Annotated in this window: 18 protein-coding genes; 8 read left to right on the forward strand and 10 right to left on the reverse strand. The window is 54.0% G+C overall.

Translation table 11 applies throughout. From position 1 onward, the window contains the following. Positions 1-193: 193 nt before the first annotated feature. Positions 194-661, forward strand: coding sequence for an NAD(P)H-binding protein (locus V8I28_RS06725; protein WP_341779356.1), 468 nt, complete (start codon positions 194-196; stop codon positions 659-661). Between the two features lie 374 nt (positions 662-1,035). On the opposite strand, the gene V8I28_RS06730 is transcribed toward V8I28_RS06725, so the two are convergent. From V8I28_RS06730 to purH, 8 genes are all read right to left on the reverse strand, one after another. Continuing rightward, a complete protein-coding gene (locus V8I28_RS06730; protein ID WP_341779357.1) occupies positions 1,036-2,265 on the reverse strand; it encodes an MFS transporter in 1,230 nt (409 codons plus the stop codon). A gap of 160 nt (positions 2,266-2,425) precedes the next feature. After that, a complete protein-coding gene (locus V8I28_RS06735) occupies positions 2,426-3,661 on the reverse strand; it encodes an MFS transporter (protein ID WP_341779358.1) in 1,236 nt (411 codons plus the stop codon). 276 nt (positions 3,662-3,937) lie between these two features. After that, positions 3,938-4,894: a Dyp-type peroxidase gene (locus tag V8I28_RS06740; RefSeq protein WP_341779359.1), complete on the reverse strand. Its 957-nt coding sequence runs from the start codon at positions 4,892-4,894 to the stop codon at positions 3,938-3,940. Between the two features lie 324 nt (positions 4,895-5,218). Then, positions 5,219-6,385 carry a MalY/PatB family protein gene (locus tag V8I28_RS06745; RefSeq protein ID WP_341779360.1) on the reverse strand — a complete coding sequence of 389 codons (1,167 nt, stop codon included), beginning with the start codon at positions 6,383-6,385 and terminating at the stop codon, positions 5,219-5,221. Beyond that, on the reverse strand, positions 6,385-7,239 hold the full coding sequence (locus V8I28_RS06750) for a DUF3737 family protein (protein WP_341779361.1): 855 nt from the start codon (positions 7,237-7,239) through the stop codon (positions 6,385-6,387). Before V8I28_RS06750 ends, V8I28_RS06745 begins: the two co-directional genes overlap by 1 nt. 110 nt (positions 7,240-7,349) lie before the next feature. After that, complete coding sequence (locus tag V8I28_RS06755; protein ID WP_341779362.1) at positions 7,350-9,419, reverse strand: hypothetical protein; 2,070 nt, start codon at positions 9,417-9,419, stop codon at positions 7,350-7,352. A gap of 11 nt (positions 9,420-9,430) precedes the next feature. Further along, positions 9,431-10,456, reverse strand: a complete 1,026-nt coding sequence (locus V8I28_RS06760) for a glycosyltransferase family 2 protein (RefSeq protein ID WP_341779363.1) — start codon at positions 10,454-10,456, stop codon at positions 9,431-9,433. Positions 10,457-10,659: 203 nt separating this feature from the next. Then, positions 10,660-12,189, reverse strand: a complete 1,530-nt coding sequence (gene purH / locus V8I28_RS06765; protein ID WP_341779364.1) for a bifunctional phosphoribosylaminoimidazolecarboxamide formyltransferase/IMP cyclohydrolase — start codon at positions 12,187-12,189, stop codon at positions 10,660-10,662. Positions 12,190-12,761: 572 nt separating this feature from the next. On the opposite strand from purH, the gene V8I28_RS06770 reads away from it, so the two are divergent. The 5 genes from V8I28_RS06770 to V8I28_RS06790 all read left to right on the forward strand — a co-directional run bounded on the left by V8I28_RS06770 (position 12,762) and on the right by V8I28_RS06790 (position 18,920). Beyond that, positions 12,762-14,114, forward strand: a complete 1,353-nt coding sequence (locus V8I28_RS06770) for a GH25 family lysozyme (RefSeq protein WP_341779365.1) — start codon at positions 12,762-12,764, stop codon at positions 14,112-14,114. A gap of 23 nt (positions 14,115-14,137) precedes the next feature. Further along, positions 14,138-14,785 (forward strand): hypothetical protein, encoded by a 648-nt coding sequence (locus V8I28_RS06775; protein ID WP_341779366.1) that lies wholly within the window; start codon positions 14,138-14,140, stop codon positions 14,783-14,785. Positions 14,786-15,445: 660 nt separating this feature from the next. Then, entirely contained in the window at positions 15,446-16,621 is a 1,176-nt protein-coding gene (locus V8I28_RS06780) for an AI-2E family transporter (protein WP_341779367.1), read from the forward strand. Between the two features lie 169 nt (positions 16,622-16,790). Beyond that, positions 16,791-18,248, forward strand: coding sequence for an ABC transporter permease (locus tag V8I28_RS06785; protein WP_341779368.1), 1,458 nt, complete (start codon positions 16,791-16,793; stop codon positions 18,246-18,248). Positions 18,249-18,260: 12 nt separating this feature from the next. Further along, positions 18,261-18,920: an ABC transporter ATP-binding protein gene (locus V8I28_RS06790; protein WP_341779369.1), complete on the forward strand. Its 660-nt coding sequence runs from the start codon at positions 18,261-18,263 to the stop codon at positions 18,918-18,920. A 135-nt stretch (positions 18,921-19,055) separates the two neighbouring features. Here the strand turns inward: V8I28_RS06790 and V8I28_RS06795 are convergent, their stop codons facing one another. Together V8I28_RS06795 and V8I28_RS06800 are read right to left on the reverse strand one after the other, a co-directional pair. After that, complete coding sequence (locus V8I28_RS06795; protein ID WP_341779370.1) at positions 19,056-19,547, reverse strand: GNAT family N-acetyltransferase; 492 nt, start codon at positions 19,545-19,547, stop codon at positions 19,056-19,058. A gap of 13 nt (positions 19,548-19,560) precedes the next feature. Continuing rightward, positions 19,561-20,013, reverse strand: a complete 453-nt coding sequence (locus V8I28_RS06800) for a MarR family winged helix-turn-helix transcriptional regulator (RefSeq protein ID WP_341779371.1) — start codon at positions 20,011-20,013, stop codon at positions 19,561-19,563. 146 nt (positions 20,014-20,159) lie between these two features. Between V8I28_RS06800 and V8I28_RS06805 the strand changes: the two genes are divergently transcribed. Together V8I28_RS06805 and V8I28_RS06810 are read left to right on the forward strand one after the other, a co-directional pair. Beyond that, a complete protein-coding gene (locus tag V8I28_RS06805) occupies positions 20,160-21,554 on the forward strand; it encodes an FAD-binding oxidoreductase (protein WP_341779372.1) in 1,395 nt (464 codons plus the stop codon). A gap of 198 nt (positions 21,555-21,752) precedes the next feature. Beyond that, complete coding sequence (locus V8I28_RS06810; protein ID WP_341779373.1) at positions 21,753-23,390, forward strand: alpha-glucosidase; 1,638 nt, start codon at positions 21,753-21,755, stop codon at positions 23,388-23,390. Positions 23,391-23,731: the final 341 nt, after the last annotated feature.

The raw sequence follows: 23,731 nt of genomic DNA on the forward strand, positions 1-23,731 counted from the left end.
TTTGCCTTTTTTTCGGCCTTCCACCAATTTAATCATAACATACCTAAAGTAGTTTTTAATAAGAGACGCCTTATTGAAAGTGTGGATTTTCCCATAATTTCTCATCAATTTTTTTATAAAAAGGGCTTGCCTTCGACCTACTCTAACCCCGTATAATCTGACTCATCAGTTATGAGGAAAGGGAGTTACAAACTTGAAACGAATCTTAATTGCGGGTCCGTTAGACCTGACCAGTCAGGCGTTTGTCCGCCAACTCAGTGAGAATATGACGCTTGAGGTAACGGTTTATACCCCTAGTCAAGTGGCGCTGCCCGCAGGTGTGACCGGCCTCACGGGAGAAACAATGGATGAGGGCGGCTTGAGCGCGGCCATGCTGGACCAGGATATGGTGGTGGCCCTGGCGCCGACCATTCACCTGGTCGATACGGTCAAGACGGTCATCACGGCCGCTTCAGCCGTGGCCGTTCCGCGGGTGTTGGTGAGCCGTACGGATGACATCGAAGACTTGCCGGGCGACCTGCGCACCGCCCAACAACAGTTGTTGCGAGCGGGGATGACCACGGACCTGGTCGAGGGCTTCGGTAGCCTCGGCGCGCTCCTCGGCGTGGCCCCGGCCCCGGTGCCGGCCGAACCACGCTTTGACACGCGTTTCGCCGGATAACGTAAACACCACGACCCAGATAAAGATGGTGTCGTGGTGTGAATTGAAAGTTTAATGTGGATGAAACTGGCCGCCTTACCGTTCGCCAAATCTGGGCTGGAACGCTGGGGGAGGACGCCCTGAGCCTGAAGGAACGGTCTCAGGACTCGCTTGGAACCGCCAAAAATCGGCGTTTCCAAGTCGCCCATTTATGGCAAGACCGGCCATAAATGCCCCGGCTGAGCCCAGATTTGACTCACTCACGGCTACGCTGGTGTGAACGAGCTTCAGCCGCCTCGCCAGGTTATGAAGCGTTGTGCGTCAATCAACGAGACGGTGCCGCCATTCGTGGGTCGTCCGGCGATCTCAGCCGGAGGCGACTGGTTTAACCCAATCTAGTCGGAAGTCGCCGGTCGCTGGCGAATTTCCGGCGCGAACCACCAGAGCAAGGCGAGGTTGATGAGCATCAGGATGGCCGTTGAGAAGAAGACGGCGTTGTAGTTGAAGATCCCGGCGAGCCACCCACCCAGCAAGGCCCCCAACATGTTGCCAATCGATTGAAACGACTGGTTCCAGCTGAAGACGGTGGACGTCAACGTAACCGGCGTGTTTTTGGTCAGCAGGGTCTGAATCTCGGGGAACAGGGCCCCGTCGGAAATCCCAATCATGAACCGCAGAATTCCCAGCATCCAGACGCTGGTGACGAATCCCTGCGGAAAGTACATGACCGTGGCGAAGATGTAACCGAAGAGCAGGACGCGGCCGGACCCGTGGTGGTCGCCGTACCGACCCAAGCGGGGCGCGGCGATGATGTTAGAGATACCGGGTAGCGCGGCGAGAATGCCGGCAACCACGGTAATCGGGCCCACGTTGTGCATGAGTTCCTTGACGTACAGGCTAATGATGGGCGAGATGGACGTGTTCCCAAACTGCACGAACATGGTGGAACTCAGGAGAAGAATGATTAATTTTAAATTAGGCACGGCGGCCAAGCGATTGGACCGTTTTTCCGTTTTCGGCCGACGGGGAGCCGGCTTGAAGTTTTCCTTGACCAACACCCAGCTGAGCACGAAGGTGATGAGCAGTAGCGAAGCCGTCACGAAGAAGGTCATGCGAATGGAGAAGAGCTGGGCGAGCACCCCACCGATGATCGGACCCAGCAGGTTACCGCTGGTACCGCCAGTGGTCAGCGTACCCAAGGCCGCACCCGAGTATTTTCGCGGTGTCTGGGCGGCGATGAGGGCCTGGGCGTTGGGGATGTAGCCGGCAAAGACCCCCTGTAAGGAACGCAGGGCGACCAGCTGCCAGACATTGGTCGCTAGCCCCATGAGGCCCATGGCCACGGCAATCCCCAGGGAGGTTCGCAGTAACATCAGTTTGCGGCCCTTGCGATCGGCGACCATGCCCCAGAGTGGTGCGGCGATGGCCCCCACGAAAAAGTCGGCGGCGTAGACCAGCCCACTGTACATGGTGACCTGCGCCTTGGTGTAGTGCCCGAGACTGCTAACATATAAAGACAAAAAGGGCATGATTTCACTAAAGGCCATACCCACGATAAACGAACAGAACCACAGAATGTGGAGGTTCCGCCGCCAGAGATCTTGATTCTCCTCGGCTTCATCCACGATGGTCAACTCCTTAAGCCATTAAAAAATTGCTGATATTGTCATTAACATACCGCGCAAACCGCGAAACGTCAATGACTATCAGCAATTTTTTTGCGCTCGCACGAATTGAGCTGATTAGGCCAAATGGGGTGAGCTGGTTTAAACTTTTCTGACAACCTCAGTCGTTAGCAACCTGAATCTGGGGTTTCCGAATTTCGGGGATTAACCACCACACGATGGCGAGGTTAATCAGCATCAGGATGGCCGTTGAGATGAAGACGGCATTATAATTGAAGATACCGGCAATCCAACCACCGAGAAGCGACCCCAGCATGTTACCGATCGACTGGAAGGACTGGTTCCAGCTAAAGACGGTCGAGGTAAGTTCGACCGGCGAGTTCTTGGTCAGCAGCGTCTGAATTTCGGGGAAGAGGGCCCCATCGGAAATCCCGATCATGAACCGTAAAATCCCAAGCATCCACACGCTGGTGACGAAGCCTTGCGGCAGGTACATGACGGTGGCGAAGATGTAGCCGAAGAGTAGAACCTTACCGGACCCGTGATGGTCACCGTAACGGCCCAACCGTGGGGCAGCGATGATGTTTGAAATCCCGGGGAGCGCGGCGATAATGCCGGCGACCACGGTAATCGGCCCCACGTTGTGCATGAGTTCCTTCACGTACAGACTGATGATGGGCGAAATGGAAATGTTGCCGAATTGAACGATCAGCGTGGAGGACAGCAGGACCAGAATTAATTTAGGATTGGGAAATGCGGCCAGCGGATTGTGGCTGTGCTGAGCGTTGGGCTGGTGAACGACCGGCTTGAACTGCTCCTCGACGAAGATCCAGCTCAGAAAGAACGTCAGCAGGAGCAGGCCCGCCGTGATGAAGAAGGTGAGGCGAATCGAGAAGAGTTGCGCCAGCACCCCGCCGATGACGGGGCCCAGTAACATTCCGCTGGTGACCCCGGTCATCAGGGTGCTGAGGGAGGCCCCGGAATGTTTCCGTGGGGTCTGTGAGGCCACGAGGGCTTGGGCGTTAGAGATGAAGCCCGCGAAGACCCCTTGTAGGGCCCGCAATGCGACTAACTGCCAAACGCTGGTCGCAAACCCCATCAGGCCCATGGCCACGGCCATTCCCAGCGAGGAACGGAGCAACATGAGCTTGCGGCCCTTGCGATCGGCGACCATGCCCCAGAGTGGGGAGGCAATCGCGCTGACGAAGAAATCCGCGGCGTAGACGAGCCCACTATACATGGTGACCTGTGATTTGGTGTAATTTCCCAAACTACTAATATATAACGACAAAAACGGCATGATTTCACTGAAAGCCATACCGGCAACGAACGTACAGAACCAGAGAACACGGAGATTACGACGCCACGGTCCCCGTTCTCTTTCGGCTTCGTCCAAAACGAGTCAACTCCTTAGGGTCTAGATTGATTGGTGAGATTACCCCAGGTAACGCAAACCAATCGGCATTAAATTCTTGATAACAACCCCACTAAGATACCCTCATAACGGCGAAAGGTCAACGTAAGCGACTTACTTGTATGCGCTCGCAATGGTTTAATACCGGACTCACACCGCGATTTTAAAATATTTCTGACATTGGGATCGGGTTAGTGGGCAAACAACACAGAAAAACCGCCCACAGTGGGTCATCACTGGTGGCGGTTCGGCTGACGACTATTCTACGGGAAATAATTCACCCTCGGCAATGCGCGCCAGCATTAACCGTGAAGGGATGAAGAAGACGTTCCCGGTAATTGGGGTACTGAAGTCCAGGAGCCGGTCGCTCTTAGTAAACATGTTCTGCAGCATCCGTTGCGTGACGGTGAAGTGGCGGGCGTATCCGATGAAGTAGGTGCCCACGATGCCTTCGCCGGGCTTGGCGTAGGGCACGTTCATCCGCACAATCTTGTGTTCGATGCCGTTGGCGTTGTCCTGGGAAGCCAGGTTGTGGGCGTTGGGAAGTTTTTCCTCATCGTCCAACTCCCGGTCGGTGAACTTATGGCGGCCGATTGCCTTTTCCTGGCTTTCGGTTTGGAGAGCATTCCAGGCGTCCATGTTATGCGTGTATTTCTGCGCAAAGGCGTAGGAGCCATTCACGAACTCGGGGTCCTCGTCACCGATGAGGGCGTACTGGGTCGCGTCATTGCTGGCGGGATTCTCGGTGCCGTCGACAAAGCCGATGATGGCCCGCCCCTCGAAGTAACGAAAGCCTTGAGTCTCGTCCACGACCGTGGTCCAGTCCCGCAGGAATTCTCGCGCTTGGTCCATGACCTCGAAGACCACGGCTTGATCCTTGGCGCGCACGTGCATGAATAGGTCGCCTGGCGTGGCCGGCGCGGTGTAACGCGGTCCCTTGATTGGCGTGAAGTCGACGAGCTCCTTGGGCTGGCTAGCGGTCGGAAAGAGTAGCCGCCAGGCCGTTGCCCCGAAGCCAAAGGCGACTTTGAGGTGGGCGTCCGGGTAGCGAATGACCATGCTCCGTTGAATGGCGGCCAGGCGATCAGCAAACTCGGCTAGGGCGCGGCGGTCCTTTTCGATATCGGTGCGGTCGATGAGATAGGTTGTGAATTGAATGTTATCGCCGGCATCGCGGTAAACGTCTTGTGCAGCTTCGGGATTCATCATCGTCATGGTAGGTTCCTCCTCGTGATTTTCTGGGAAACATCTTTAATATCAAGTATAGCAAGGGGCCGCCGAAAACCGGTCGGGCGTGCTTGTGAATCCGCGAAAAGTTATGTGGGTTGCAAAACGGCCAGAACGTTGGGTGACGGTTAGGAATTTAGGGACTGGTGGTTAAAGAAAAGGGTTTGGGGGAAAGTCCTCAAACCCTGATACACCGATATTAGATGGTCGAAACGTACACCCTAAAGGCAACTGATTTCGCTTAAAACGGTTAAGCCCAACCATCCAAGACCGGAGCTCTGCGGCTAATCGCCTTTTGACGTATTGTATTATTTATGCTTTTTGAAAGTCGCGTACGCCGGTGACGAGACGGTCGAGACCGTCCTGCAGGCGTTCGGCCGGGCAGGCCACGTTGATGCGGACGAAGTCGTGACCGTCGCCGCCGTAGACGGAACCGGCCGAGATAAACAGACCGGTCTTTTGACGGATGAAGTCACACAGCGCCGTGGTATCGGTGGTCACCGCGGTGCAGTCGATCCACACGAGGTAGGTGGCGTGACCGATGATGACGTGCAATTCGGGCAATTCTTTTGCGACGAGTTGGGTCAGGGCTTGCTTGTTGGCCGTGACCTGGGCGTTCATCTCGTGAACCCACTCCGCACCGGTTGTGTAAGCGGCAATACTACCGTCGATGGCAAAGGCGTTGGGTTCGGCCAGCTCGTCGGTGTTGATACCGCGGTCCACGATGTTGCGCAGGTTTTCGTTGGGAATAATGAGCGTGGCGGCGTGGAGGGCAGCCACATTAAAGGTTTTGCTTGGTGAGACAGCCGTAACGCTATTGTTGGCGCAAACGTCACCGGCCGAAGCGAACGGCGTATAGCCGTAGCCCGTTTCGGTGATGTCGCCGTGAATCTCGTCGGCAAAGACGACCACGTGGTTTTGGGCGGCTAGTTCACCGATCCGCCGCAGTTCGTCGACCGTCCAGATTTTGCCAACGGGGTTGTGCGGATTGCAGAGAATCATCATGGTGGTCAGCGGTTCCGCCATCTTGGCCGCTAAGTCGTCCCAATCAATGGTGTATTCGCCATCGTGGTACTGCAGGTCGCTGGAGAGAACGTGGCGCCCATTGTTAACGATCGAGTTGTAGAAAATGTTGTAAACGGGTGCTTGGACTAAGACGTTATCGCCCACGTGACTGACCCGGCGCACGGCCGAGGAGATGGCCGGGACCACGCCGGTCACAAAGCGCATCCAGTCGGTGTTGGGTGCCCAGTCGTGTTCGGTGGCATACCAGTGTTGAACGGCCTCAAAGTAGGCCGCGGGGACCTCTTCGTAACCGAAGATCCCGGTGTCGGCCTTGCGTTTGATGGCATCGACGATTCCCGGTGCGGTCCGGAAATCCATGTCGGCCACCCACATGGGCAGTTCGTTGGCGCCCACGTCCCATTTAACGGAATTCGTGTTGCGCCGATTAATCATTTCTGAAAAGTTATAACGCATTATGCGGAAGCCTCCTGAGTCGTTGAGATGATGGTCCGATGGGCATCGATGGCGGGATCGTCAAAGATCACCTGGCCAATTGCCGGTGCCGTGATGCGGCCATTAATAGGGTTCTTGACACTATCAATGGTTGTATTAATTGTAGCATCAATGTCGGAACAATATTCGAAGGACAGATCGGTATTGATGAGCGAACAGTTCTTCATGGTCAGATGGTCGACGTAACAGAGGCCTTGGTCGCTTTCCAGCCAACAGTTGACGAAGGTAATGTTCTTGGTGTTCCAGGAGAGGTATTCGCCGATAATGGTGGAATCATAAATCGTGACGTTATCACAGTTCCAGAAGGCATCGTGGGTGATGAAGGTAGAGTTGTGAACCTCGACGTTCTTACTGCCATCGAAGGCATAGTTGCCGTTGACCTTCAGGTTGTTGGCCACGACATTTTCGCTGTTCATGCCGAAATAATCCCCGGTCGCCGTGACGTTGTCGAGGGTGATGTCCTTGCACCACCACAGGGTTTCTCCAGCGTTGGCGAAGGTGACGTCATCCAGATGAATGTTCTGGGCATGCCGGAAGGTCTTGGTGGCGCGGACCATGCTATGTTTCAGGGTCAGATCGCGCGTATACCAGATGCCGGCGTGGGCGTCCGGTTGCCACGTGGTGTGGTCGAGCGTGGCGTGATTGGTGTACCACAGGGGATATTTCCATTTAAAAATGGTGTGGTCGATGGCCACGTTTTGACTGTGTTTTAGTGGCGATTCGCCGTCTACGAACGTGCTATTGGTAATGTGGAGGTCGTGGCCTTGGAACAAGGCGCGCTCCCCGGTTAAAGTTTGTTGGTTGATTTCTTTCAAATTATTTGCTCCTTTTGTTGCGTTCAGGTCAATGAAATATGGGCAAATTTGCCTATGGTTCCATTCTAGTACCTTAGAGCGACTCGAAGGCAAGTCGTTTGACTGTTTTTTTAGATTCGGCGACGGTACCAGTAGAAGCGGTCGATAATCACCAGGCCACCGAGCCAGATGGCGCCCACAATCAACCAGAGCTTGCTCAACGTCAACATCGGACCGTAGCTGTGCTGGTCGATGAAGAAGCGCAGGTACTGGTGGGGATGCGTGGTGAGTGGCTGTGGCAGTAAGGCGTAGTTGGCGGGGGCCGTGACTAACGCCTGAGGTTTTCGCCGGGTTGCCGTAATCGTCAGCCGGTAGTGACCGGCCGGGAAGAGCGGCAGGCGTTGGTCCAGGGCTAACTGCTTGCCTTGTGTTTCCCAGACGTGAGTTCCGCGACTATCGCGAATCGTTAGCCGACCCGTAAAGGCCTCGCCGTTGTTGATGAGTAGGTGATCGAACGGCAATTTAGCGGTGAATGGCTGGGTGAGCGATTGGCCGCGAGCCAGCTTGACCTTGTGGTTCTGGTAGTAGCGGCCCTCATTTTGACTGATGACGCTGATAGGGTGGTCTTTAGGGCGCGTGATCAGGTCGTAGTTCTGCCAAGCCCCGAGGCCGAGCATGGCCGTGAAGGCGATTGCCATCCCCAGCGGCAACCATCGGGACCGTTGTGACCACTGCAACAGGTTCACTGGCTGACGGTAACCCGCGGCGGTGCCGGCAATTAACAGTGGCAGGATTGGCAGGGCGTAGCGTTCCTCCGTTTCCCAGAAGATGACGTGAAAACAGATTAGCCCAATGATGAAGGTGCCGGCGAGCAAGTAGGCTGCGCTTAATTTACGACGGCGAATCTGCTGGATTCCCCAGCCGCAGGTCACAATCAGGAGGGCCAGGTAATTGATTTGGCACCAATTGGCCAGTAACCAGTCCGTGGTGTTGCGGTGCTGGCGATACCAGGTCGGTGCGCGATCGAAGGCCGGTGAAATCTGAAAGCTGTCAAAGGTCCCGGTGGCCAGGAAGAGGCGCGCTTTGCGATACAGGTGATGGACGACACCGATGGGCCCCATTTCCTGCAAATAATGGTGGAGGTTGGCCTGGGCACGCTGCTGCTTGGCTGCAACCGTGGGGAGCTTAATGATCGGTGCGACATCGGCACGATTGTATTCGCCGTGGTTCTCGGGATTCCAACTCATAGCAATCCAGCTCATGGCGGGCAGCGATTGATTGAGCCGGGCCTGATAACCGGCCGCCCGTTCGCCGGCCTGGGTCGCCAGGACGCCCCCTAGCAAAAGCGCGAGGATTACCAGGGTAATGCCGCTACGCGTGATGAGGGGGTGTGGCGTGGGGTTCGGCAATAGCCAGAGAATCAGGAGAACGGCAATGATTAAGACGATGAAGTTGGCCTTCAATAGGTAGGCAAACGTCAATAGGAGGCCCAAACCGACCGTCCGGGGCGCGATTTGCCGCCAAGTCTTAGCTCGAAGTAATCCACGCATTAAGACCACAATGACGAGGCCGATGGGCAAGACATAGGTGTCACTATAGGTGTTTAACGCGTAGGCGTAAAACGGCACGGTGCCGATTACCAGCGTTAAAAAGAGGTGTCCGCGCGCCGGGTTACGGCGGTGAAGCGCCCACCAGGCCACGAGTAGGCCGAGGTCCAGCCACGCAAATTGAAAGAGGTTGAGCCAAACACCGGTCTGGCCCCCCAGCAATCCGTGGCCGACCTTTAACAGGCCGCTCAACAAAATGGTGAAGCCGACGTTGTTGGGATAGGTGTAAAAGTATGGGGCCCAGTGATGACTGCCATTCAGAAGCGCCAACGCTTGTTGATGCACAAAGTACAGGTCGGCGCGCGGGGCGGACACCCAGTTGAACGCCACATAAAGTTGAATGACTAAGAGCAACCCCCACAGCATGCCGGTGAGCCACCGGTGCTGTGAACGGCTGAGCCGGTGAAACCACCGGAAGGCTAGGCCAATACCGCCCACGTAGACTCCCGTGCCTAGGAGGATCAGCAGTGGCGACAGCCAATCATGATCGACCCGAAAGGTAACGGGCGCTAGCGTTGCCAATAGGCCGGTAGCGAAGATGGTGAAACTAATGAGGCCACACAGTCCCATGGCCAAACGCTTGCGAATCGACATGAGTTTCCTCCTTACTTAACGGATTGGTGGTCAAAGCGAAATTCGGCCACGACCGGCTTCGTCTTGGAAAACGCCGGTGTGAAAGTGTCCGTTTGAATAATGAAGCGGGGCCGGTGTTTGGCTTCCGTAAAGGACCGCCCGACGTATTCGCCGATGATGCTAATGGCCACCAACTGGAACCCCCCGAGGAACCATAGCGACAACATGATCGAACTCCAGCCGGTGACGACCACGCCTCGAAAGTGTTGAATGAAAATCCACAGTAACATGACAAATGCCCCAATACAGATGGCGGTTCCGGCGTATAGAACGGCGCGAATGGGTGCCACGGAAAAGGAGAAGAGGCCATCGAGGGCAAAGCGAATCATCTTACGCAGTGGGTATTTCGAGGTGCCAGCCTTTCGCGGCGCGCGCTTGTAGTACAGCCGCGTGCTAGGAAATCCTAGTTGGGGGATGATTCCCCGAATGAAGGGCCGGGATTCCCGAAACTGCATTAAAGCGGCGATGGCCCGTCGACTCATCAGGCGAAAGTCGGAATGGTTGGGTACCAACTCAACCCCCATTTTTCGCATGAACCAGTAAAAGCTTTGCGCGGTGGTTCGCTTGAACCACGTGTCGGTAGTCCGGTCGTTGCGTACCCCGTAGACGATATCAAAGCCGGCGTGAGCCTTCTCGACCATCTTGAAGATGAGCTGTGGGTCGTCCTGAAGGTCGGCATCGATGGTGATGATGAGATCGGAGTAGCGGTGTGCGACCTGCATGCCGGCCATTAAGGCGGCTTCCTGACCGTAGTTTCGACTGAATTTTAAGCCTGTGAAGAGCGATTGGTCGTGACGGAGCTGTGTGATCAGGTCCCAGGTCCGATCCTGGCTACCGTCGTCGACGAATAGAATCTTACTATCTTGGGTAATCTGATGTTGGGTGATTAATTTTGCCATAATTCCGCCTAAGACGCGAGCGCTGGTCGGCAACATGGGTTCCTCGTTGTAACACGGAACGACCAGCGTCAGGCGCGGCGTGGTGACTGCATTTTTCATTCTCAATTCCCCCCAAAGAATATGAACTACTTCGGCTTAAATTATAAACCGTTGGTGGGGGCAAGTAGGACATCGAGCACCTGATTTAAGGCACTTTTAAGTAACTTATTCGGTCATTTAAGCAATTAACCGTTTAAACGACAACTGGCGTAAAAATTGGCCCAGGTCACCGTGGTGAGCCTGAGCCAATCATACGGCGCGAATTAGTGGCGGAAATGCCGGTTACCCGTGAAGATGAGGGCCACGCCCAGTTCGTTGGCCTTGGCAATGGAGTCGGCGTCGCGAATGCTACCTCCGGGTTCGGCAATGGCGCGAATTCCCTGTTCAGCCGCATAGGTGACGCAGTCATCCATTGGGAAGAAGGCATCGGAGACGAGCACGGCCTGATCAAAATTGGGCTTTTCTTTTGCCTTGGCGACCGCAATCTTGACGGCATCGATTCGGTTCATTTGCCCAGGGCCAATTCCCAAGGTCTGATCGAGCGTGTTCACCACGATGGCGTTACTCTTGACGAACTTGACCGCTTTGAGGCCAAAGGAAATGGCAGCCAACTGGTCGGCGGTGGGTTGAACGGTGCTGACGGTCTGGAAGTCGGCCGGATCATCACGGACCTGGTCACGTTCCTGGCGCAGAAGGCCACCACGAACGGAGATTAATTCATCGGCCTCAGGGGCTTGGGCGGTGGTGAAGTCCACGGTCATCAGCCGGAGATTTTTCTTCTTGGCCAGCACATCATAAGCCTCATCGTCAAAGGCGGGGGCGATGATAATTTCTAAGAAGAGCCGGTGCATTTTGGTTGCAGTGGCCAAATCGACCGGCCGGTTCAAGACGATAATGCCGCCAAAAATCGACATGGAATCGGCGGCGTAACACTTGTCCCAGGCCGCTTCCAGCGTGGTGGCCGAGCCAATGCCGCAGGGATTCATGTGTTTGAGGGCCACTACGGTTGGGTCGCCGAATTCTCGGATCAAGCCCAGGGCGGCATCGGCGTCCTTGATGTTGTTAAAGGACAGCGGTTTGCCGTGCAATTGCTTGGCCGCCGCAATTGAAAACGGCGTGGGTTGACAGTCGGCGTAAAACGTTGCCGTTTGCTGGGGATTTTCACCGTAACGCAGGGCTTGTTGCCGTTGGTAGGTCAGCGTCAACGTGTCCGGCTTGGCCTCGTCCGTCAAGTAATTGGCGATGACAGCATCGTAGTGGGCGGTGTGGTGGAAGACCTTGGCCGCCAAATGCTTGCGGAAACGCAGGTCATCGTCGGGCGTATCCAAAGCCAAGCCCACCTGATCGTAATCGGCGGCATCACAAATCACGAGTACGTCGCGGTAGTTCTTGGCTGCCGCGCGAATGAGCGAGGGACCGCCGATATCGATCTGTTCCACGGCCGCCGCCAGCGTGACGTCGGGATCGCTAATCGTTTTAGCGAAGGGGTAGAGGTTGACGCAAACTAAATCGATGGGTGTGATGGCGTGTTCGGTGAGCGTCTGCAGGTGGTGCGGGTCTTCGCGGCGTGCTAGAATGCCCCCGAAGATTCGCGGATTGAGTGTCTTCACCCGGCCGTCTAACATTTCGGGAAAGTGGGTGACGTCTTCGATGGGCGTCACGGCAATTCCGGCGGCGTTCAAGGCAGCTTGCGTACCACCGGTCGAGACGATTTCAAAGTGATGAGCAATCAGAGTCCGGGCAAATTCAACAATGCCGGTTTTATCGGAAACGCTAAGTAAGGCACGGCGCATGGATGAGACCTCCTAGGTTTAATTTAGAGTAGCTCCATCATACGTGATTCCTGACGAATATTCAACGGGAACAAAATATAAATATTCGCATATTTCGTCAAAACCGACCCAATTCAAAATTCAGTAATTCACACAAAAATTAGCAATGATTTCGCTCATTAATCAATATGAGTAGCAACCAAGTTAACGAACAACCATGATTGATAATTCGATAAAAACCGAACTTTTCTTGAATCGACGAAGCAGGCCGTCATCGTCGATCACCACGTACACCTTGACCCGCTTGTGAATCTTACGCGGCCAAAATTCAATTGACCCTACGAATGTTTATTGGGCCGATAAGTGCTGACTATCGTTGATTTAACGGCGTCGTTGTAATAAATATAATTGTAAAGTCCGGTAACGCAACTGCAATCCATCTGTTATCGAATGCACATTTAATTCCGGTACTGTTAAGGAGGATTTGTAAATGAGGTGGTGAGTGGTCAAAAAAATAAGGGGAAGCGTTCGGGGACACGACACGCTTTGTTAGGAGTAGGCACACCAATTTTTAAGTAGGGAAGTGCCAAGTTATGTTGAGTAAGCAACGTTGGGTCAAACGGTTAACGCAAGCCGTAGTGGCCGCCAGTGCCCTGATTGGGATTGCATGGGGTGGTGGCCAGACCGTTGCCAATGCCAGTACGCTGGCCATTCCGGATATTTCCGAATGGCAGGGCAAGTTAACGGCCAGTCAGGTGTCGAATTTAAAGAGTCAGGTCTCCTTCGTCATTAATCGGCGGCAGTATGGGTCGTCCTACCAAGATTTATACGCGACCAACAACACCGCGCTATACGTGAAGTATGGGATTCCGTTTGGGGAATACGACTACGCTCGGTTTACCAGCGCGGCAAGTGCCAAACAGGAAGCCAAGGATTTCTACAATCGTTCCAATAAGAACGCGTCCTTCTATGCCTTGGACTTTGAGGAAAATGATGTGACCTCGGGAACCACAAATGCCGCGGTTAAAGCATGGTACGACGAGATGCGGTCGTTGACGGGAAAGAATCTGGTGTTCTATTCCTACCAATCATTCGCCACGAGCTATGCCAACACGGCGAGAAAGAACTTCGATGCGCAGTGGATTGCCAATTATTCCTACACGCCAACCATTTCCTACGCATTGTGGCAGTACACCGATCATAATTATTTATCTGCCTTGGATGAATATACAGATAACAGTAAGGCCGTCACCTCCGTGCACCCTATTAGTTGGTGGACGGATAGCGTCTCCACGGCCTTAGCGAGCGTCAACTACGCCTACAGTAGCTATAAGGCGGGTCAGCATATTTACTTACATAGTAATGCATCCAAATATGCCGATGGCACTAAGATTGCGACCAGCGACCGCCAGAAATTCTACAAGATTTCTAAGGTGAAGAGCCTAACCCAGTCGCGGTCTAAGCAGGCCCTGTACATCAGTGATCTGGGTAAATGGGTGCTGTCGCAAGACGGAACCGGTTACTACGTGGGTCAGCACGGGTCCTACACGTTGAAGCACAAGTTGAATCTGTACTCGGATTCTAGCTTATCGAAGAAGACGGGGAGCTACTACGTCTCTGGCGATACCGTCGCGGGTAAGTTGGTTAAGGCCCCGAGCGGCAAGTCCTACCGGATTAAGACCAAACTGGGGTATCTGTCCGCCAACACGCAATTCGTGACGCCGGCGTACTATGAATCCCTGAATTCGGCTAAAACGATTACCACCAAAAAGAAGATTTACGAATACAAGAAGTCTTCATTTACCAAGGCCAACCGGTCGACTGCGGTGAAGAAGGGAACCAAACTGAAGGTAACGGCCGTTAAGAAGCGTTCCACGGGGTCACGGTACTTTGTCCTGAGCAACGGCAAGAACGTCACGGCCTTGAAGAGCTACGTGACGCGGTAGATGAGAAGAGGAGTTGAATAAATATGCAACGAAAAACAAAGATCATTACGGCAGTGACCGCGGCGTTAGCCCTCGTGACGTTGGGATCGGGCACGGCTTTGCAAATGCACGCCGCCAATGACGTGAGCACGGTGAGTCAGACGGTGGCGCCCAGCTCGGTTAAGGCCGACAGCAGTCAGTTGACGGCCGATAGCACGAGCGGCACCAAGCAAAACTACACGGTGAAGTATGCGGATAAACAGACGGCCGATCAGTCGGCCACGCTGCAGAAAAAGACGTATGGCTCCAGCAATAGTGCCGCTAAACAGGTGGATTACGTGGGCTCGAACACGGAAGGCACCACGGTTAAATTGAACAAGTCCACTAAGGCCGTCGTCCAGGGGGTCATGGGCCACACCTACGTCCACTGGAACAAGGGCGATTGGTCGGTCACGGCCGTTGCCAGCAACGCGGATGCTACCGGGACACCAACGCAATTTGCCAAGCAGGTCAACAAGCAGGTTTCCTCAGCGTCTCTGCCTAAGGGCGCGGACACCGGGGCCATCACGGTGTACAGCGGAACCCAGAGCGAGGAGGCCAACTCGGTTACCTGGCAGAAGGGGAAGCAGCTCTACACGGTCAGCGGCAAGACGGCCGACACCACGGTTCAACTGGCCCAAGACGCCAAGTAGTCAAATTGCTATGTTGCTTTCGTCCGCTAGGCCCCGCCTTACCGTTCGCCAAGACCGCCTCGCCTGCCAGGGATTCCGCCTGCTGTGAGGACCGGTAAAAGCCTGAGAAGCGGTCTTTTACCTCGTTGGGAAGCCGAAAATCACGTCTTCCCAACGTCCGGTGACGTAACCTGGCTGAAGACGCCAGCTAACGTTACACTCACGGCTGGCTCCATCCCAGGCCGTCTTCAGCTAGGCGACTTGACGACTTAGACAGAACCGGGAAGCTGTGGTGAGGGCAAGGTTGCCATGGCGTAGAGTTGAAGCCGTGAGTGAGCCAAATCTGGGCTCAGCCGGGGCATCCCTGACTGGTGATTTGCCAGTCAGAGATGGGCACTTGAAAACGCTGATTTTTAGCGGTTTCAAGCGAGAACTGAGACCGCTTCTCAGGCTCAGTTCGGTCCTACCCCCAGCGTTCCAGCCCAGATTTGGCGAACGGTAAGGCGGACAGTCTACGCCAAAGCACAGTTCAAAAGCGGCTTCACCCGAGCAAGCACCCGGGTGAAGCCGTTTTTGTCGTCAGTCAGCCATGAATTTACCGCAGAAGCCGAGCTTCCAGACTAGTCAACGGCGCCGTTCAGCCGTACACTAGGAGAGAAGTCAAAACTGGGAGGGGTCGGATTGAAAAATTTGCGTCAGCCGGAATCGGGATTTTCCTGGTTCTACCAACGGTTTTTGAATAATCATATTACGATTCTGCTATTAAATATTTTTCTGTTACTGTTAGTCATCAACGAAATTGTCCAGAATGCGGGGCTACTCGATCCCATCTGGAAATTCGCCAGCATCACCATGCCGGCCATTGTGGTGGCAGGGATTCTGTTCTACGTCCTCGATCCGTTTGTCCACCTGATGGAGCGACGGTTACATATGCGGCAAGGCTTTGCGATTGCCGTGGCCATGTTGATTGCGGTCGGAGTCATTGTTTTGATTTTCCTCAATCTGATTCCATTTCTGGCTAAGCAGGCGACCGGCGCCATCAGCACGCTACCGCAGTTTGCCAACGATATGCTGGCTAAGCTCAACCACCTGAATCAGGAACACCACTGGATTTCCAATCAGAATCTAGACGATGTGAATCAGCGAGTCAGCACCTACTTCTCGAAGCGCGGGCTGAACCTATTGACCGGGACGTTGACGTCTCTAGGCAACGTGGTCACCACGGTCAGCGACTGGGTGATCACGATTATCACGGCGCCGCTCGTCCTGTTCTTCATGCTCAAGGACGGCACGCGCTTTCCCCATTACGTGAGTCAAGTCGTGCCCACGGCCTACCGCGAACGTTTCATCGTGATGCTGGACCAGATGAACGTGAAGGTTAGTTCGTACGTCCGTGGCCAATTGACGGTGGCGCTGTGTGTGTTGATTATCTTTACCACTGGCTATTCCATCATCGGCCTGCGTTACGCGCTCCTGATTGGGCTGTTGGCCGGGCCGCTGAATCTGATTCCTTACTTCGGATCGGCCATCGCTTTGATTCCGGCGCTAATCATCGGGGCCATCACGAGTCCATCGATGCTGCTGGGCGTCGTGATTGTCTACCTGATTGAATGGGTCTTGGAAACGCAGGTCCTGTCGCCGCTCATCATGGGTAACAGCCTGGCTATGCACCCGATTACCATCGTCTTTGTCTTGCTAGCGGCCGGCAAGATGTTTGGCCTGGTGGGCGTCATCTTCGGGGTTCCGGGGTTTGCGGTGCTCAAGGTCTTGGTCACCACCGCCTTTCAGTGGTACCAGGAATATTCGGCACTCTACCCCGACGTCTTCCCACCCGAGGATAAATTGGGTGAGTCTTAACGGTTTATTAACGGCATTAAGTTTAACTGAATCGCATTTAAACGGCGTTGTCTCGCGGGATGACGCCATTTTTGTGTAAAAAACTGGCGCGAAGTTCTCCGGGATTTTAGGTTAGCGATAAGTCCGGTTTGGCATAATCGTTAGCATGTTATGAATGGAGGCGACTCGAATGAATTTTTTCAAACGGGCCTGGTTAAACGTGTGGGCGAAGAAAGGCCGGTCAGTCTTACTGATTCTGGTCTCGTCCGCAATCTTAATGTTTGTGTTAGCCGGTCTACTGATTAGGAGTGCGGCGGTGAAGGCGACCGAGACGGCCAAGAACGATGCCGGCGCCACAATCACCCTGTCGGCGAACCGACAGTCCGCATTTAAGAAGATGCGCAGTCAGAGTTCCAGTAGCACCTCGAAGACTAGCCGGCCCAAGCTGACGCTGACGCCGGTCAAACTGAGTGATGCGCAGAAGATTGCCAAGCTCAGTAACATCAAGAGCTACAACGTGACCAGCAGCACTACGGCCAACGCGAAGTCCTACGATACGGTCTCGACCAGTACGGGGATGGGCGGCAACAGTGGGGGTCCCGGCGGCATGAAGTCTAGCAGTTCGTCCGGTGATACCCAGATCGATGGGGTCACGGCCACGTCACTGACCACGGACTTTACCAGTAAGCAAAGCAAGATTACCAAGGGCCGTGGTATTCAGGCGTCCGATAAGGGAACCAATCATGTGGTGATCGAAAAGGAATTGGCCAGTCAAAATAATTTGACGGTCGGCGATACCATGACGATCAAGGAGACGACCGGTTCCAAGAGTACCCTGAAGGTCAAAATTGTGGGGATTTATAAGGCCAGTTCGACCAGTTCGGCGAGTGCCGGGCCGATGAGTACAGACCCGTCCAACACAATTTACGCGTCATACACGCTGGCCAACACCATTAAGGGCAGTAAGTATGCCAAAACGGCGGATTCGGTGACGTTTAACGTCAACAATCCCGCGAAGGTCAGCGCCACCAAGAAGGCGGGTAATCAGATTATCAGCAGTAAATACTCGCTGAGTACGGACGATGCAACCTATCAGTCCGTCAAGACGTCGATGAACAGTGTGGCCAGCTTTGCCAACAAGATTGTTTGGCTGGTGGCGATTGCCGGCACGATTATCTTGGCGCTGATCGTCATCCTGATGATTCGGGAACGCCGCTTCGAGATTGGTGTGCTCCTGTCGCTGGGTGAGGCGCGCTGGAAGATTGTCGCTCAGTTCTTTACGGAAATGTTGATGGTCATCGTGATCGCCTTGGCCATTGCGGGCGTCGGTGGAAAATTTGTCGGTAACCAGCTAGGGTCCCAGTTGGTTTCGCAAAGCGCCACGACCACGCAGACAACCAGTAGTTCGACGGGGCAACCCGGTGGTCGGCCTGGTGGTAGCGGCAATAGCGGAACACGTGGCGGCGCCGGTGGACCGGGTCAGTCAACGACTGCAACCGCGGCGAAGAAGGCCGAGCTGGACATTAGCGTGAGTGCCGTTGATTTGGCGGAACTCGGTGGCTTTGGCTTAGCCATTACATTCCTGTCGATTATGATTGCTTCCGGCGGGATTTTACGCTTAGAACCGAAGAAAGTCCTGATTTCGTAAGGAGGAACGCGGATGTTAAGAACTGAAGACCTGGGCTATTGGTACCAGAGTAAGGACCAACCGCTCTTTCAACAAGTCAACTTGGAATTCGAGGAGGGCCAATCCTACGCGATTCTTGGCCATAGTGGAACCGGAAAAACGACCTTTTTATCTCTGATTGCGGGGCTCGATAAGCCGCGGGAGGGCGATATTTTCTTAAACGATCGGTCCCTCAAGAAGATTGGACTCACAAACTTTCGGCGACATGATGTGGCAATAGTCTTTCAGGCGTATAACCTGTTTACCTACATGTCACCGTTGGATAATCTGTTGACGGCGATGGCCATTACCGGGGCGACCCACGCCGGCGATAAGGGCTATGCCCAGCGGATTTTGAACGACCTGGGCATTGGCGATGACCTGATTACCCGCAACGTGCAGCGCCTCTCCGGTGGTCAGCAGCAGCGAGTCGCGATCGCTCGAACCATGTGTTGTGATGCGCGACTGGTCGTGGCCGACGAACCCACGGGAAATCTGGACGAGGACAACACCCGCGCGGTGATTGACCAGTTCCAGCAGATTGCCCACGCCCAGAAGAAATGCGTGATTATCGTGACGCATGAGCCGGACGTGGCCGAACAGTGTGACCATCAGTACCGGTTGGAAAATAAGCAGTTTGTGCGATTGGGATAGGTAATTGCAAAAGAGAATGGGATAAAAGGCCAGCTGCCTTTTGACGCACGTTTCAGCTATGTAAGGTAACGCGAAAGAGCCTGGATAAAATTCCAGGCTCTTTTGTTCGCCTTCAAAGGCATTTTCACGCTAAAATCAAAGCGTCTTCGCCAGCAAAAAATCCGTCTGGTGGTCCGCACCCAGGTCAAAGGTGTGGGCACCGTAGCGGTGGTAGCCCATGACCTGATAGAAGGCCCGGGCGTTATCGTTGTGTTCCCAGACCCCTAGGATAATCTTGGGTAGCTGATGTTGCCGGGCAACTTGTTCGGCAAATTCTAAGAACTTGCGGCCCAGTCCCTGGTGTTGGAAGGCTTGGCGCACGTAGACCCGTTGAATTTCCAGGTCGGCGTCATGGAACAATAGCTTGCCGTAGCCGGTGAGTCGGCCGTCTTGTTCGATGAAAAAGAACCGGGCAGCCGGGTCGGCGATCTCTTGGCGTAGTTGGTCGCGACTTAAATCGTGTTCCAGGTAAGCAGCCAAGTTTTCCGGCGTATTGTCGGCGCCGAACGTGGCGGTAAAGGTTTCCACGCTAATGTCGTGAAGCGTGGAGAGATCGGTCAGTGTGACTGGTGTCATGGTCGTTGTCATAAATAAAGTCCTTTCAATAATCGCGGTGATGGCCGCATTTGACGTTAATCCAATCGGTATTGATGTTGCCTTCTACCCGTTTCAGGTAGCTGGCGAGTTGGTCGCGTTCAGCGGGTGTGAATCCCTGCAAGGCCACCTCGTTGGAGTAAATATTCTCCCGTTTGATGGTCGGGTAGAGGGCTTCACCCTTGGCCGTGAGAAAAATTTGTTTCTGTTTCTTGTCGGTGGGACTCGGACGGCGTTCCAAGATGCCGTTTTTTTCCAGCTTTTGGATGGCCCGAGCCGCCGTGGTCTTGTCGACCTTCAGGATTGCCGCCAGGCGTTCCAGGATGATGCCGGGCGTTTCGGCCACGCGCACCAAATAAAGATATTGACCGCGGTTAAGCTCGAGCGCCTTGAATTCGATGTTGCTGATGCCGTCGAGGGCCCGGGCCACGGCGCCGATGGATCGCAGAACTTCTGCCAAATTGATCGCCTCATTTCTCGATAATCAGCAGTATAGAATACTTTAGTTGCAATTGCAACCAAAATTAAGTCGTGGTTCCAGTTAATAGGGACGTTTCCTGTTAAACTAATCAATGAGTTAATTCGAAAATAAAAGAGGTCTTTGTGATGACGGTGTTCAGTGCGTATTCTGACAGTGATATCTTGGCTTATTTGAAAGCGCAAGTGGTGGACGGGACCGTGGCGACGGATGAAGCCACGTTGCGAAAGCAGTCGTTCAATCCCAACGCCACGGGCGGTGAAACGGGGTTGGCCCGCGCGTTTGTTTCGGTGGCAAGTGTGGCCGACATTCAGGGTGTTTTGCGAACGGCGCGAAAGTTCCATATTGCGGTGATTCCCCAGACCACCTTTAGCAGCACGGTGATTGGATCCGATGGGATTACCGGGGCCATTATCTTGTCCACCCGCAAGATGAACCAGATTTTGGAGATCAGCAAGGAAGATTCCGTCGCCGTGGTTCAGCCCGGCGTGGTCAATGGCGATCTGGACAAGGAAGCCCGGAAACAAGGTCTGTTCTACGCGCCAGATCCCGGGTCCAAGCCGTTTTCTTCCATCGGCGGGAACGTCTCGACCAATGCCGGTGGGATGAGCACCGTGCGTTACGGGGCCACGAAGGATAATGTGTTGGGCCTCAAGGCGGTTCTGGCGGACGGCCGGACTGTCAAGCTCGGTGGGCGGACGCTGAAACAAGCCTTTGGTTACGATCTGACCCAGTTGTTCGTGGGGTCTGAGGGGACCCTGGGGATTATCTACGAGGTCACGGTGAAATTAATGCCGATTCCTCTCGGTCAATCCGTCATGGGCGTGGCTTTCTTTGAGAATATGACGGCCCTGGCGCAGGGGGTCACGGCCATTCGCATGTCCGGCGTCTATCCCACGATGCTTGAAGCCCTGGACGGCAATACTGTGATTGCCCTGGATAAGTACGAGAAGACCCACTACGCCGATAACAGCGGCGCCATGTTGATTTTCCGGTTGGAAGGCGGCAGTCCCGAGAACGTGCGGGTGGTTCGCGAGCTTCTCGATAAGTATCACGGGCAAAACGTGACGGTCACCACGGATGAAACGGAACAGGCCGACCTGGAGCAGTTGCGCCGGGACATGTTGCCGGCCGTCTTTGCCGGGCGCAATCACCTGATGGAAGACATGGCGATGCCACTGTCTAAGTTAGCGCCCATGATGGACTATCTCCAGGAGTTGGGCAAGAAGTTAAACATCACCATTTACACGGCCGGACACGCCGGCGACGGGAACGTTCACCCGACCTTCGTCTGGGATAAGGACGTGGACGAGGTGCCCGCCGTGATCATCGAAGCGCTACGGCAGACGTTCTGGAAGACGCTGGAACTGGGCGGCACCATTTCTGGCGAACACGCCGTGGGGATGCTGAAAAATCAGTGGAACAACCCCGAATTGGGAGAAACGGTCGATCAGCTCCAGCATCAGATTAAGACGCTGTTTGACCCCATGAATCTCTTGAACCCTAAGCGTAAGATTGACTAAACTAGGCCATTTGTCAGCTTAAAATCAGAGTCCGTTGACCGATTTAATCGTCGGTCGGCGGACTTTTTTAAATTAGGCATAAAGCTTGCAAAAGCCGTCAATAACCCTGATAATTATTGGTACAATGAAAGCGAATGCAGGGCGGCTTATCGCAGCTGCAATCGGTGAGTTAAGCTTAGTTAGGGAAGGAAGACAGTCATGGGCGGCGCAGATTGGTGGCAACACGCAGTCGGATATCAGATTTATCCGCAAAGTTTTTTAGATACGAATCACGATGGGATTGGTGATCTGGCTGGTATTCAGCGAAAGATTGCCTACCTCAAAACTTTACGGGTTGACTTTGTCTGGATCTCGTCATTTTATCCGTCCGGCGGCGTCGATAACGGCTACGATGTCACCCAATATCGTGGGGTGGCCCCGCAGTTCGGCACGCTGGCGGAATTCGATCAATTGGTGGTGGCCCTGCATGCGGCCGACATCAAAGTGGTGATTGATCTGGCGTTGAACCACACGTCTAGTGATCATCCTTGGTTCCAAAAGGCCTTGGCCGACCCGACTGGTCCCTACCATGACTATTATATCTGGCAACCCGCAACGGCCGAAACGGCGCCCAACAACTGGGCGTCGGTCTTCGGTGGCTCGGCCTGGACCTACCATCCGGCGAGTCATGCGGCCTATCTGCACACCTTTGCCCGCAAGCAACCGGATCTAAACTGGGAGAACCCGGCGGTGCAACGGGAGATGGCGGCGATTATCCAGTGGTGGGCCGACAGAGGTGTCGATGGCTTCCGGTTGGACGGGGTCACACACCTGAAGAAACGGGCAGACTTTGCCGATGTCAGCGACCCGAGGACGGGGTATTACCAAGACTTGGCGGAGGTCACCCCCTATCTTTCGGCGTTAAAGCCGGTCCTGCAACGCAATCATTTGTTAGCCATTGGCGAAGCTGGGGGCATTGATATGGCAACAGCGCAGCGGTGGTTGGATCCTGAGACGGGGTACTTTGACCTCCTCTTGGAATTCGATCACGTGCACTTCTGGGAGGATGCCGAGCCCAAGCTTCCCGTGGCCGCGTTACGCGAGAATTTGACGAAATGGCAGTTGGCACTGGCCGATAAGGGTTGGAACGCCTTGTTCATTGAAAATCATGATCTCCCCCGAGCCGTTTCGTATTACGGCAATCCCGTTGACTATCGCCGGCGTTCGGCTAAGGCGTTAGGGTTGTGGTACTTGTTGATGAAAGGTACGCCGTTTATCTATCAAGGCCAAGAACTCGGTTTACCTAACGCCCAGTTCGATAAGCTAACTGACTATCGTGATTTGGATAGTCGCTTGTATTATCGCCGGCAACTGGCCAAGGGAGTCCCCGAAAAGACCATTCTGGCGCAGTTGGCCGCGAAGAGTCGGGACAACGCGCGCACGCCGTTTCCTTGGAACGACGAGGCTTACGGCGGTTTTTCAGACCATCAGCCCTGGATTCAACCGGTCCAATCGGTGGAACGTGTGAACGTAGAACGTGAAAGTCACGACCCTTATTCGGTTTTCACGTTTTACCGTCAATTGATTCAATTGAAAAAAACAGTGCCAACGCTTCAGAAGGGCCGTTACGAATTGATTGACACGCACGACGACCAGCTGTATGTTTATCGGCGGACCTACAACGGTGATAACTGGTTAATCGTGGTGAACATGAGCGATGAAACCGCGACAACTCAGGAATTCGACCTGAATCCGAGCGAGATGATTGTCACCAATATGCGGGTGGATGCCGCTTCTGACGAAACGCAACTACAACCGTGGGAAGCCCGGTTATATCATTTACGGAAATTTGAATAAATTTGAAAGCGGGGCGGTCCGGGTGAAAACGCGACCCGCCTTTTTTATACACCGAGAGGAATGCAGTCCATTTAGACGTGAAATGATGAACTAAAATCGGTACGGGAGTAGTTTAAACCATAAACTTTTTGACAAATTAGTGAAATTCTATTGCATTTCGCTAGATTGTTCTTTATTATTAAATGTATAGATATTTCTATGGGGTCAACCATTTTGCATATTGCTAATCATGTTAATTATATTAGTGGTTGGTAGATTGTAAAATTAATCCGAACGCTGTTCGGACAAAAAAGATCAGCTTCCTTTAAAATGGTGTTTACCACAAACCCATTTTTTAGGAG

The sequence above is a fragment of the Levilactobacillus sp. HBUAS70063 genome (assembly GCF_038374745.1).
Lineage (GTDB): Bacteria > Bacillota > Bacilli > Lactobacillales > Lactobacillaceae > Levilactobacillus.